Below are 13,091 nucleotides of genomic sequence, written 5' to 3'. Positions count from 1 at the left end.
CCGACCACACGTGACCTGGCAACCGCGCTGGGAATCGACCTGTGGGGCATCGCCGACGATTCGCGGTGTGGCCTGCTGGTGGTGGGCGCCGGACCGGCGGGGCTGGCCGCTGCTGTGTACGGGGCGTCGGAGGGACTGGACGTGGTCGTCGTCGAGGACGTCGCCATCGGCGGCCAGGCCGGCAGCTCGTCACGGATCGAGAATTACCTCGGCTTCTACCGCGGCGTGTCCGGGGTTGAACTGGCACGGGCGGCGATGCTGCAGGCGGTCAAGTTCGGGGCCAGGCTTCTATCACCCCGCTCAGTCACTGGGCTGTCGGAGGTGCCCGGCGGGTTTCGGGTGCGGCTCGACGACGAGTACGACCTCCTCGCCTCAGCGGTGATCATCGCCAGCGGCGTTCGCTACCGGCGCCTGGACCTGCCTGGCCTGGCCGATCTGGAGGGCCGTGGCGTCTACTACGCCGCAAGCCAACTGGAGGCCAACTTGGTCTCCGGGCGGAACGCCGTCGTGGTCGGGGGCGCCAACTCCGCCGGCCAGGCTGCCCTGTTTCTCGCGCGAAACGCCGGCCACGTCCACGTCCTGATCCGCCGCGATGACCTGCGCGACACCATGTCGAACTACCTGGCGCAGCGCCTGACCCACCACGAGCGGATCACCGTGCACCCTCGCTGCGAACTGTCCGCGGTCCATGGCAGCGGCCGGCTCAGCGGGCTGACCTGGCACGACCGCGCCCGCGACCGGGACGTACGACTCGACGCGGCCGCACTGTTCCTGATGATCGGCGCGGACCCCTGCACCACCTGGCTGCACGACATCGGTGTCGGCCTCGACGCCAAGGGCTTCGTGCTCACCCATGACAGCTTCGCCACGTCGATACCCGGGCTGTTCGCCGTCGGTGACGTGCGCGCAGACTCCGTCAAGCGGGTGGCATCGGCCGTCGGCGAGGGATCCGTGGTCATCTCCGCAGTCCACTCCTACCTCGCCAGCAGAAGGACGTTCTGACCCGAGCCTTTACGGCAGCCATGGTTGAACAGCTCCGGCCCTCGGTGTCGAGGACGCCGTCATGCGGATCAACCCCGCTAGTACCAACCTGGTTGAGATCCGCCCCAAACGAACATAACCGTTCTACTACGGAATTTTAACGTTCTATTCCGGACAGACTAGGATCACGTCGTGTCGACAAAGCAGCTCTCGGGTGTGCAAACGCGCACCAGAGCCGCGATCCTGGCTGCTACGGCTTCTGCGCTGGCCGCGAACCGGACGGCCACCATGCCGGAGATCGCTACGGTGGCCGGGGTGGGCCGCACCACGCTGCATCGCTACTTCGCCGACCGCGAGACGCTGATCTACGAAGCGACCCTGGATGCGATTCGCGTGGTCACTGAAGCGGCGGACGAGGCGGCCACCGACGACGGACCAGCTCTCGAGGCGATGCGGCGATTCATTACCGCAGCCGTCTCCATCGGTGAACGACTGGTCTTCCTCTTCGGTGACCCGGCGGTGCTGCGCGATATCCGACCGGCCCAGGCCCCGACGTATGAGTTGGTGCTCAACCTGATCACACGCGGACAACACGAGGGCGTGTTCGACCCGGACCTCAGCCCAATATGGATCCGGCACGCGCTCTACGGATTGATCCTGCAAGGCTGTGAGCAAGCCATGGCCGGCGCACTGCCGCGACACACCGTCGCACCACTGATCACCCGGACCTTCGAGCGCGGCATCTGTCCGGCTGGCTAGCGCAGCCGGAATGCGACGAGGTCCGGCACAGCAGCCCCGCCCGCGGCGATAAGCCGCTCGCCTCTGCATGTGACGCGTCGGACTCGAACCCGCCAAGCACCGTGGCCTGGCGGTGATATATCCAATTCCGTTGCCACACTAATCAATTGGCCCGCAAACACCTTTGTGATCCCGCTGGGGCGTCTGGCCGATCCGTCGGAGTTCTATAAGCGCGTTTTCCCAATTGAAGATGAAGAACAGAAGGCCACGGCCGACGTTCTATTCAATCGCTTCACAAATTACCGTGTCCCACTGGTAACTCTCGGGGACATGTCGCTGAAAGACGTTGCACCCGTGTTTGAGCGGATCAACTCTACTGGCACGCGGCTCACGATTTTCGACCTCATGCGCGCCGCCACATGGAGTACTGATTTCGATCTCGGCCGCGCCGTCGACGACATCCGCGTCGCAATCGAGCCGAAGCAATTCTCAGGCCTTGATGAGAAGGTGTTTCTTCGTGCCCTCAGCTCGGCTGCCGGCGGCAACTTCACCGTCGAGAGCATCGACGATCTTCGGAAACATACCGAAGAGAAGTTGCAGCAGGCCGTTGCGGCAACACTGGAATCGTCCAAACGAGCATGCGACTTCCTAGCCACTGAAGTCGGGGTGCCACGCTACGAGGCGCTCCCCTACGCGAATCAGTTTGCAGTGCTCTGCGAGATCTATCGCAGAGCACCGGCCCCTGACGGAGCTCAACTAGCTGAGATCCGAAAGTGGTTCTGGCGCACCACATTGGCCGGATACTTTGGCGGTTGGAACACCGGTCAGATGGCCAGAGACTTGACGGCAATCGCGGACTGGGCAAGCGGCCATCATGCAAAGATCGACATCAGCACGACGACTTCTAACGAAAAGCTATGGCGCGTAAAACTTTTCCGATCAAACTCAGCGGCCGCAAAGATGGTGGCCCTGATGCTCTCGCAGACTGATCCGCGAGACATTCTGAACGGGCAACGCATCGACCCAGGCAAGTCCCTCGCTTGGGCCAATGATAAGGAATTCCACCACTTCTTCCCGCAGGCATACCTTGCACGAGAAATTCCAGGGGCACAACCGAATCTGGTTGCCAACATCGTGTTGCTCACATCTGTAAGCAACATAGCGATCAAGGACTCTTCGCCGAAGGACTATCTCAGCAAGATCATCGCGACCGACGGCCGCGAGGAGCTCCTGTCGCGCCTCGAATCTTGTCTTGTTTCGGAAGAAGCCCTTGATGCAGCGCTCAGCAACGATTACGAGCGCTTCCTTACCGCGAGGTCCAAGACGCTGCAGGACCATGCATTGAGGCTGTGCGGCGAGATCGAAAGCGGTGAGACGAAGGATCCAGACGAGGTCGAAGACTCCGACGATGACCCCTACGAATAGTTTCGCATACGAATTACGTTCTCCGGCAACAACCTTACGTCGATAGCGTCTAGCGCTGCCATCGGGCCGACAGATCAACCAAGCGCGGGAGGGCGTGGGTTGAAATCCCTAAGCCGCGACCACCCACGCGACCGTTCCGGGGGTAAGGTTGTTGAGCCACGTTTTCCAAAAATGTGTCGGCCTACACAGACCCAGAGGTCTACGCTTGACCAATGACACCGAAGTCCCTGTTTGTCATCATGCCGTTCGGCGTCCGAGCACTGGAAAACGGCGAACTGCACAACTTCGATAGCTTTTATTATGAACTACTCCGTCCTTTGGCGATTGACGCAGGCTACGCTGCGTTACGAGTTGACGAAGTTGTTGAGACCGGTGATATCACTGACCAAGCGTTCAAATATTTAATGAACTCTGATGTCGTCGTAGCGGACGTTAGCAGCCCCAATGGAAATGTTTACTACGAGCTAGGGGTTCGCCAAGCGATATCCCCAGGTCGGACGATACTGGTGGCCATAAGAGGAACCGTCCTACCTTTCGATATTGCGGCTCAGCGTGTACTCTTCTACGAGCGACAATATCATAATGATGAGCGATTTCGAATGTTGCTGACTAGCGCACTTTCGGCTGAACAGCCGGAACCAATTAGTCGTCTACGTAAGACACTCGAGTCGATGGGTCTGTCCCTCAACCCCACCACCGATCAAGCGACATTTGAACAGGAATTCAATCACAAGATCGAACGAGCAAGCAGTGTAGAACAACTTGTGGCGGTATGGCATTGGGCAAAAAACTTCCCATCTCCACCCACATCTGGGCTCTTAAAACTTTCATCTAAGCTTGCCGATGTCGGCGACTTCGCGTCGGCAGCGGATGCACTTCAAGCCGGCTATCCGCGGGCTGAAGACGACTATGAGGTTCACCGTCAGCGCGGATTCTATCTCCGAAAGCTTGGCGATCATGGCGCAGCAATAGACGAACTCAATCGTGCTTTGACGCTGAATCCGAACGATCCCGAGGCGCTTGGCATGTTAGGCGGCATCTATAAAAGAGAGCGAAAGTATGTGGAAGCTCTGAGTTGTTATCAACGCGGACTTGTCTCGTCTCCTGCTAGCTTGTACCTGCGCGTTGCTTATGCAGGCACCCTGCTGATCGCTAATGCAACCGATAATCGCGACGCCGGGCTAGCCCTCTATAAAGAGCTATACGAATTACTACCGAGCGACCCCTCTCTTGTCGGGGATTTTTGGGCCGAGCTCGTTCTTGCTGAGGCCTCGTTCGCGTTGGGATACGAAAGCTCTGCTTATGAACATGCCAGGCGTGCAATCGATAGTGGGGCGGGGCCGGTCGAACTTGAGTCAACGGCTGACCAAGTACTTCTACTCGGCGCCGCTGGCATAAATTCAGAAATTGCCGATCGATTAAGCAAAGTACTTTTCGACGCAGCTGGCAGCTCTCGGGCGCTATTAAACATTGAATCACCGAGACTGAGCGGTGCTAACCTTCGATTTGCTAACGCCGTTGGCGGGCCGAAGCTGATATTTCACTTGTCAGACATACACTTCGGCTCTAAGCCGGGCAAAGGGTCGAAACCTGTAGAGATGCATAGGTTTGAAGACAGTGAGAACTCGCGACGGCTGAGCCTAGAGATGATAGACGAGATGAATCGAGCCATGGAACGTGGCAGCTGCTCCTCCGACGACATAGTTGTCGTGATCTCAGGTGATCTGACCTACACGGCAACACAAAATGAGTTCAAGCTTTTCGGCGCTTTTCTTTCTGAAACATGTAGCACTCTCGGAATCCGGCCGGATCAAGTAGTGATGGTACCCGGTAATCATGACGTTAATTGGGCTGCCGCCAAGCAAGACCCGACTCATCGCTTTGATGATTATTTGGCCTTTGCGCGGGAGTTTTACGGTGAAGAGCTATTCCGTAACAGATTTCCGCTGATCAAATGGAATTTTCAAATAAACGGGGTAAGACCAAAAGCCAACGAGATAATCTACTTCGCAAAGCATCGCGATGTCACATTTGTGGGTCTTAATAGCTGTGTTTTTGAGGATGATCAGCACCACTACGGATTCGTCGGACGGGCTCAGCTCGAACACGTTACATCCCTTTTGAAAGGGTCAACCGGACTACTATTCGCTGTAATGCATCACCATCTGCTGCCTTATCCGGAGCCATTAGCGGCGCGAAGTGCTGGTGACGTATTCCTTGACATGTCAACCGTTCGTGACGCCGGTCTGGTCGAAAAGCGCCTCGAGAAATTTGGTGTCTCGTTGGTTATGCACGGGCACAAACATATGCCGCAATTCAGAGAATCGCTCATTTTAGATCGCTTCGACGAAAGTGATGCGCCACGGCCGCTGTTTATTTCTGGATGCGGCAGTACTGGCGTCTCAAAGGAGGAGCTGTATCATTCGCAATCAAATCACTACGCGATAATTGAATTGCTCCGCCAACTTCGACAGCCGGCTACCGAATTTCTGCGGATCGAATGGCGCGAACTCTCGTTTGCTCCGGACGCCGAGTGGGCAACTATCGCTCGCCGGACAGTAAAAGGCTAGTCCGACTCAGCCAGCTCTCATGTTCAAAACAGTCTTGCTCCTACTTACGCTATGGCATAGACCGCACCCGTGCTGTTTTCGGGTGTCATCCTGGCGTCGGCGTGTTAATCGCCGTAGATGACCCCGTCTTGGGGCTGTAATGGTCGAACAGTTCGCACGTACCCCGGGCCCCCACCCGGTACTGCAGCTACTCGCCTACAGCCGGGTTCAGCTTCATAACGTTGGTCGCTGGAGCGGTGGGTCGCGGCGGCAAGGGTGGCGTGTTCACGGCAGGCTGCGCCTCCAAGCGGCAACCGATCGTAGATTCATCCCGAAGGTCGACCACAGTCGGCGTAGATACATCGTTCGGATGAACTGCTCCCGACAGCCGCTACCGTAGATCTTCGGCATGTTCTCGTTGAGTCCCGAAATGACTGGTGCGCGAACGACGCGACAGTGGGATCGTCCTCAATCCAGCCGAGCCCTACGTGGAATCTTTGCCGACGTTTCTGCCCCTCGATCGTGTGTGGGCGAGCGCCATCCAAACGCATTGCGCGGGCGGCGCACCAGCAAAACATCAAATCGAAGCTGGCTCGTTCCAGATAATAGACCAGCAGCTTTCTGCACTGTTCCATTCTTCTAGCTTGAATACCTTGGGACTGCCCACCACGCCCACCTGTAATCCCCCTCCGGGAAGCTCGGGGTGATCTTGGGTCTTCAGTTCGACAAAGTATCCAACGAATTTATATATTTTCTTATACTTGCGGCACCACCGTAACCGGCGAAACAAATTTCTGTTAGACGCTTGGTCGGTATACTCAGTGTCGCCATTAAATGCGACAAAAACAGAATCATCGAGGCCTTTTGTCGGCAGGGTGGCTCGAAGAGTGCAGTCGTTGCCATACTCCTGCAGAATCTGAAGCGCGGAGGCCGTAGCCGACGGGCTGTCATACCGTTCATAGGAGCACCAATGGATCTTGGGCTTGGCCCTCAGGATCAGTCCCGTCAGGGAAGGCGCGGGAGGGAGCCTGCCCTCACGCGAAATGAACTCTCGTATGGGCTCTTTCGTCGGGTAAACGACAGCCTTCGAGTCCATTGCTCGGTACAGGGTCGGCGTTATTTTGTCAATGTCGAGGACTGGCAACTGCGGAAAGGCCGGCAACGAACCCAGCTGCGGATCGTTGATGAGGACGGGGTAATCCTGTTCGAACTTTTGTAAGCTTCCGACGAAATCGAGCAGCTTTTCCAAACTTCGGCGCAGGGCGACTCTTCCCACCGCTGATTCGGTGCAGAAGACAGCAGCGAGTTCCTCAGTTCGCTCATAATTGCCAAACGAATCAACGAATCGACCTGAAATTACTAAGAAGCCGTCACGAGCCTTTTCAGACCATTGGTCACCAAGTAGTTCTCTGACGATTTCCGCCTGTGCAGCAGTAATTGGGTCATTCACGAAATCAAATGCATCCACCACACCGCCAAACGACACGATAGGCTCAGTAAATACCAGCGCAACAATAGCAGAACGAAGCGCAACAGACGAGGCAATTGCGTAAAGGATTTCACAATCCCACAAATCTTCGTCAGCTGCTCGGCGGTCGGTTCGTAGCCCGGCGTGGGGGGCGGCTGATCAGCCTGTGCCGAACTCGACCACCGTGAGTCACCCTAGTCGCGCTACAGAATCTTGCTCCCGAGGTTACCAAGAAGTAGAAATAGCTAGCGCAGGTCGCAAAACTCAACGATTTCATGTCACTTCCCGTCTGCGATGACGATGAGGAGAACAGGCGCAATGGACGAATCTGAGGCACGCTTCCGGTCGCCGATCGTCGACAGCCTCAAACTTCCCCCGGACGGCCGAGGCGAGGACAAGCACGGCCGCCGAATCGAGCCCGAGGAGAAGGTCCCCATCCTGCTCGAGATCAATGTGACCTACCCCGGCGGATTGCGCGCTGTGCGCGAAGCCCTCGCACGACTCTGGGCGGATTTCGCTGCGCGCGCCGGCACCCACTGGGAAGACCCCGTGCCGGTCCTTGTCGATCCACCCCTTCCCCCTGGCCTCACCTACATCTCGGCGAAGCTGTATCAATGCGTGCTCTCCCGCGCGGATCTTCGCGAGCTGATAGCGCGCGATCAGCGGAACGTCGTCGAGACCGGCGGGCCACCAGTAATCTTCAGGGCCTGGCCGGACTACACACTGGACCCCCAGATCGATCGTTCCGCGCCGACCGTCAAGGCGGACGCGGCCTGGCGCGCATATGACGCGCGTGGACGCAAAATCGTGTGGGCGGTGATCGACAGCGGGATCGACGCGTGTCACCCCCATTTTCGTGAACTGGAACTTTACAAAGAAGGTCGCGGCGAGGCGCTGCCCTACGGGCTGACCAGCAACCTGCACCGAGACTTCAGCTACCTCGTACTCCCGCCCGGCGTTCCCCCGGGACCCGGCGAGTCGACGGGGACGAGCACGCCGAGCCAGGCACTCGTCGACGAGAACGGACACGGCACCCACGTCGCAGGCATCATCTCGGGCTGCAACCCGGCGGACAGCCACCCGCGGGTCGCGCTATCCAAGGATCCGCAAGACGGCGGATTCGTGACACGATCCCGGGTCGGCACGATGTCCGGGATGGCCCCTGGGTGTGAACTAGTGAGCCTTAAAGTCATGCGCCGCACCCCCCAGAACACCTGGGTAACGTCATGCAGCGCGGTCATCCGAGCCCTCACCTATCTGCGCACCGAGGTCAACCTGGACCCCGCGGTTCTGCGCGTGCACGGGGTCAACATGAGCCTGGGCTGTGAGTGGCACCCCGAGCAGTACGCGGCCGGCCAGTCCCCGCTCTGCCAGGCCGTCAACCAGCTCGTCGCTACCGGGGTGGTAGTGGTCGTCTCCGCAGGCAACTTCGGGGCACGCACCACCACCGCTGACTCCGCCAACACCTCAGCCGTCATGGGTTCAATTACCGAGCCTGCACACGCCGAAGACTGCATCGCCGTGGGATCGACCCACCGCGATGCACCGCACGCCTTCGGCGTCACCTGGACCTCGGGCAAAGGCCCGACCCTAGACGGGAGGATCAAACCCGACGTCGTGGCCCCAGGTGAGTGGATCGCCTCAGCGGCGACCGGTCTGGTCCGCGCCAACGCGGGACTAAACCAGCCGACGTCACCCGCGGGCGGCACCGACGACCTCCTGACCTACGCCGAACAGTCGGGTACATCGATGGCGGCCGCCCACGTCTCCGGCGTCATCGCTGCGTTTCTGTCTGTCCGCCCGGAATTTATCGGCCGGCCGCGCCACGTCAAGCACCTGCTCACCGAAAGCGCAACCGACCTCGGCCGGGAACGGTACGCGCAGGGTGCCGGCCTGGTTGATGCGATGCGGATGCTGGCCAACGTCTAACGAAGGGAGCCGCCAGCATGGACCAACTAGCAACAGGAGAGCCGGTGTGGGACCTCGTGTTCAACGAAAAGGGCAAGCTCACGACACCCGACTGCGCCACATTCCTTGGCGAACTCGCTGATAAGGGCATCACCGACCTGTTCATCTTCAGCCACGGTTGGGGCACGTCGGAGACCAGCGCCCGAGAACTCTACAACGCGATGTTCCCACTGATCCAACAAGCAGCCAACGGCGTCGACGGCATGGGCAAGTTGGGGTTCGCAGGCATCTACTGGCCCTCACTGTGGTTCCCGGACACACCGGCGACACCCGCCCAGCAGGCTGGATCAACCCAGGCCGGGAACGGCGCAATCGAGGATGCCAGTTCCGGTGCAGCGGTGCTGTCCGGAGCGCAGATCGCCAGGTCGCTGCTCCCAGGCTTCGAGAACGCACAGCAGGAAACGGTGACGAAGATCGGCCGGCTGATCGACGAGGGTGTGGCAGTGGTCGGCACGGGCGAGTCCGACACCGCCAAGGAGTCACGACTACAGGAGCTCAACGGGCTACTGCAGTCGCTGCTGCCGCCCGAACCCGACGGCGAGGTCGAGGACCAGGGTGAAACTGCGTTGCTGCGGACCACCGACCCCAAGCGCGACTACCAGGCAGTGGCCGAAATCTTCGGCAGCGCGCCGCCGGGCTCGGCGACCCAAGGACTCGGGGACTGGTTCGCCACGGCCATCAACGGCGCCAAGGACGTCGTGCGAATCTTCTCGTACACAGTCATGAAAGCGCGGGCCGGCGAAATCGGTCGGAGCGGGCTAGGACCGCTGCTTGACCAACTGCACCAAAATTCATCTGGTGTCCGGGTCCACCTGATCGGCCACAGCTTTGGTGCCCGCCTGGTCTCCTTCGCTCTGGCCGGCATTGACAGCTCAGACGCGAGCCCCATCGCGTCACTACTCCTAGTCCAAGGCGCGTTCTCCCACTGGTCATTCGCCCACGCAAAGGACAACCCATTCGGTAAATCGGGCGCACTGCACGAGTTCGCCGATCGGGTCCACGGCCCCTTGGTGGCCACCTTCAGTGTCTATGACTGGGCCGTGTGCCGCTGGTATCCAAAAGCCTCGTTCCTATCCGGACAAGACACGCAAGCCGAGACAGCGGGCCGCTGGGGGGGCATGGGCTCCGACGGCTACCAAGCCGTGAACCCCTATGTCGATCTGATCATGCCCGAGGAAGGCGGCTTGGACTATCAGCTCGCGGCCGGGACCTTCCATCGGGTGAATGCCGCCAACGTCATCAACGACGTGACGGGCGGGCTCTTCGCCGGCGCCCACTCCGACATCCGCAAACTGGCCCTCGCCCAACTCGCGGTCGCCGCCGCAGCTGTTCACGTCTAGGCAGGGATTACGAAAAGTCAGTTCAGAGGGTAGCCGAACTGCCGCACGCGGTACCCGGTCCGTACCCCGAATTGAGGCGTACCGCGCCCGTACTGTAGCCGTACCTGAGTAGTGCGCTAGCCGTACCTAAATTGCAGCTAGCCTTGCTATCTGGGTTAGCTAGCCGGGGCTTCTACCAGGCGTTTTCGTTCACCAGTTCGGACCCGGAAATAGCTTCCCAAGCTGAATACGCGGGTTCGATTCCCGTCATCGGCTCCACATTTACCAGCGCAAACGCCGTGCTAAGGCGTTCGAAACACCACTAGTGACACGAGGTTGACACAACCCGGTCCAACGTCGCCCCGCAGCCTTTAGCGCGCCGGCCTGGCTGTGGGCGTAGCGCCGCGTGGTCAGGCTGGCGTCCTTATGCCCGATCCACGCCGCGATCACCGCCACAGGGACATCCCGCAAGTGCATCAACGTCGCGCACGTGTGCCGGGCGGCATGCAATTTGATATGCCGCACCCCTCCCTCTTTGACGACATCGCGCCAGTACCGGGACAGCACTGCGGGCGAGTAGGTTGTAGCCGTTCAGTAGCTCGAAGCCGTTCATCCAGCAGCTCATCCGCCACGTCTATCGACGGCAGCGGCCTGTCCCGCTCCCGAGCCGAGCAGTGGGTGCTGCGCCCGGGTGCGCCTCTTATCTGGAGGTGTAAAGGGCGCACGTTGGTGGGCACCCTCACTTTTGGGGGGCTCACAGCAAAGATGGAGCGAAATGAGCGCCTATCAGACCCTCGTGGTCGGCACTGATGGCTCGGACACATCGTTTTGTGCGGTGGACCACGCCGCCGCGTTCGCCGCGAAAAATAACGCGAAGTTGATTATCGCCATGGCGCACTTGTCTTATCTGGAAAAGGGAGACAAGGGAGGCTGGGGAAGACCAGCCCGGCCGGATCGTGTACTTGATGGCCGCGCTGAGGTCGCCCTCGGGAACGAGGGGGACTACAAAGTGCACGGGATGGCAGCCATCTATGCGATCCTGCGGGAGGCCCGGGAGCGGGCCAGGGCGGCTGGGGCGAAGGATATCGAGGCGCGACCCATTAGGGGTGATCCGGTGCATGCGCTGTTCCACCTCGCCAAGGACGTGAAGGCCGATCTGTTGGTGGTTGGCAACGTGGGACTAGGCACGCGCAGCGACAAGTGGCTTGGCTCGGTGCCCGGAAACGTCTTGCGCAGGGCGAAGACCGACGTGCTGCTCGTCCATACCACCGACTGAGGCATCGTTAAGAATCGTTTCAGCCAGCCATTGCGCGCAGCCCAACTTCGCCTCAGGGCTTGTCTCCGTTGGCGGCAGTTTGGTTCCAGCGACACGAGGGTCAGTCTTGGGGGCAAATAGGGCGACCGATGTCGAGTAGCCCGGGAACTCCCCCGCCCAAACCGCCCCGAACGCTAGCAACCTATTGAAGACTGCTACAGCCGCATCGTCGCAGGTCACTGCGGTGTTTAATTACATTGCAGCCAACCGCCAGCGGACCCCAGTATCCGCGTTGAATCGACTTCCCAAGCTGAATACGCGGGTTCGATTCCCGTCATCGGCTCCACAACTCAGGTTCACGTGATGCCGAAACCTCGCCCACAGCAATCGATTTCACTGCATCACCCAGCCGCCTGCAACCGTGTTATCCGCTGGTAGCTTTACCCCATGGGTGCCTTGGACGGACGCGTGGCCTTTATCACCGGCGGAGCTCGAGGCCAGGGCCGCGCGCACGCGTTGGCGCTGGCGGGCGAAGGAGCCGACATCGTGGTCGCCGACGCCCCAGCTGCAATGACTGACCTGACCTATCCGCTGGGCACCGAGGATGACTTAAGAGAAACAAGCAAGCTGGTCGAAGAGCTGGGCCGGCGCTGCGTTCCCCTCACGCTGGACGTGCGCGACGCGACCGCGGTCAACGCCGCGATCAAGCAGACGGTCGCCGACATGGGCAGCCTCGACATCGTGGTGGCCAACGCCGGAATCGTCAGCACCGGGCTACTGGAAGACGTCAGCGACGTGGTGTGGCAGCAGCTGATCGACACGAACCTGACCGGCGCGTTTCACGTCCTGCGGGCCGCTATCCCGGTGATGCGGCAGCAGCGGTTCGGCAGGATCGTGGTGACCTCCTCGATGGGCGGCCGAATGGGCATCCCCGAGCTGGCCGCGTACAACGCCACCAAGTGGGGTGTCATCGGCCTGGCGAAGTCGGCCGCACTGGAGGTCGCCAAGGAGGGCATCACGATCAATGTGGTCTGTCCGACCACAACCCAGACACCGATGGTGCAGCCCACCGGAAGCGACGACGTCCCCGACGACCTGGTGCGGCGGATGACGAAGGCCAATCCGATACCCCAGCCCTGGCTGCAACCCGAGGACGTCAGCCGCGGCGTGCTGTATCTGGTCACCGACCCCGGGGTCATCACCGGAAGCGTGCTCGAGATCGGCCTCGGCGGCAGCGCGCGCATCCATTGACGAACGGCTGAGAACGGCGCCCACGCGGCCCAGGCGGGCGCCCCGTCGCGGCCGTCCGATGATCGTCGCCTGAACCGCACTGACGGCGGCCCGATGTTCGCTACGCTTGACCCCGATTGATACGTCGCCTGGGAAGT

The 13,091-nt window shown here is 60.2% G+C and carries 10 protein-coding genes; 8 read left to right on the top strand and 2 right to left on the bottom strand.

Annotated features, from left to right (window positions below):
• The 4 genes from A5760_RS10680 to A5760_RS26085 all read left to right on the top strand — a co-directional run.
• On the top strand, nt 1–1,002 hold a 1,002-nt coding region (locus tag A5760_RS10680), incomplete at its 5' end, for an NAD(P)/FAD-dependent oxidoreductase (RefSeq protein WP_155764288.1).
• A 171-nt stretch (nt 1,003–1,173) separates the two neighbouring features.
• A complete protein-coding gene (locus A5760_RS10675) occupies nt 1,174–1,740 on the top strand; it encodes a TetR/AcrR family transcriptional regulator (protein ID WP_231122601.1) in 567 nt (188 codons plus the stop codon).
• 165 nt (nt 1,741–1,905) lie between these two features.
• Nucleotides 1,906–3,144 (top strand): hypothetical protein, encoded by a 1,239-nt coding sequence (locus A5760_RS10670; RefSeq protein WP_064880443.1) that lies wholly within the window; start codon nt 1,906–1,908, stop codon nt 3,142–3,144.
• 212 nt (nt 3,145–3,356) lie between these two features.
• Complete coding sequence (locus A5760_RS26085; protein WP_082279422.1) at nt 3,357–5,714, top strand: metallophosphoesterase; 2,358 nt, start codon at nt 3,357–3,359, stop codon at nt 5,712–5,714.
• Between the two features lie 556 nt (nt 5,715–6,270).
• On the opposite strand, the gene A5760_RS10665 is transcribed toward A5760_RS26085, so the two are convergent.
• On the bottom strand, nt 6,271–7,179 hold the full coding sequence (locus A5760_RS10665) for a hypothetical protein (RefSeq protein WP_155764287.1): 909 nt from the start codon (nt 7,177–7,179) through the stop codon (nt 6,271–6,273).
• Nucleotides 7,180–7,479: 300 nt separating this feature from the next.
• On the opposite strand from A5760_RS10665, the gene A5760_RS10660 reads away from it, so the two are divergent.
• Nucleotides 7,480–9,090: a S8 family peptidase gene (locus A5760_RS10660; RefSeq protein WP_082279421.1), complete on the top strand. Its 1,611-nt coding sequence runs from the start codon at nt 7,480–7,482 to the stop codon at nt 9,088–9,090.
• A gap of 17 nt (nt 9,091–9,107) precedes the next feature.
• Nucleotides 9,108–10,469 (top strand): hypothetical protein, encoded by a 1,362-nt coding sequence (locus tag A5760_RS10655; protein WP_082279420.1) that lies wholly within the window; start codon nt 9,108–9,110, stop codon nt 10,467–10,469.
• Between the two features lie 261 nt (nt 10,470–10,730).
• Here A5760_RS10655 and A5760_RS26080 read toward each other — a convergent pair whose 3' ends face one another.
• Complete coding sequence (locus tag A5760_RS26080) at nt 10,731–10,973, bottom strand: tyrosine-type recombinase/integrase (protein WP_419538235.1); 243 nt, start codon at nt 10,971–10,973, stop codon at nt 10,731–10,733.
• Between the two features lie 250 nt (nt 10,974–11,223).
• On the opposite strand from A5760_RS26080, the gene A5760_RS10650 reads away from it, so the two are divergent.
• Both A5760_RS10650 and A5760_RS10645 read left to right on the top strand, forming a co-directional pair.
• The gene (locus A5760_RS10650) at nt 11,224–11,724 is read left to right on the top strand and encodes a universal stress protein (RefSeq protein ID WP_064880437.1); all 501 of its coding nucleotides are present in this window, start codon (nt 11,224–11,226) and stop codon (nt 11,722–11,724) included.
• Between the two features lie 426 nt (nt 11,725–12,150).
• Complete coding sequence (locus A5760_RS10645) at nt 12,151–12,954, top strand: mycofactocin-coupled SDR family oxidoreductase (RefSeq protein ID WP_064880435.1); 804 nt, start codon at nt 12,151–12,153, stop codon at nt 12,952–12,954.
• Nucleotides 12,955–13,091: the final 137 nt, after the last annotated feature.

This window comes from Mycobacterium colombiense (assembly GCF_001665835.1).
Classification (GTDB): domain Bacteria; phylum Actinomycetota; class Actinomycetes; order Mycobacteriales; family Mycobacteriaceae; genus Mycobacterium; species Mycobacterium colombiense_A.
The sequence above is the reverse complement of the archived record's forward strand: the minus strand, read 5'-3'. Positions and strand labels throughout refer to the sequence as shown.

Coding starts and splice junctions, on each gene's coding strand:
- A5760_RS26085 (WP_082279422.1), top strand. CDS start 3,357: ATGACACCGAAGTCCCTGTTTGTCATCATGCCGTTCGGCGTCCGAGCA.
- A5760_RS10650 (WP_064880437.1), top strand. CDS start 11,224: ATGAGCGCCTATCAGACCCTCGTGGTCGGCACTGATGGCTCGGACACA.
- A5760_RS10660 (WP_082279421.1), top strand. CDS start 7,480: ATGGACGAATCTGAGGCACGCTTCCGGTCGCCGATCGTCGACAGCCTC.
- A5760_RS10655 (WP_082279420.1), top strand. CDS start 9,108: ATGGACCAACTAGCAACAGGAGAGCCGGTGTGGGACCTCGTGTTCAAC.
- A5760_RS10645 (WP_064880435.1), top strand. CDS start 12,151: ATGGGTGCCTTGGACGGACGCGTGGCCTTTATCACCGGCGGAGCTCGA.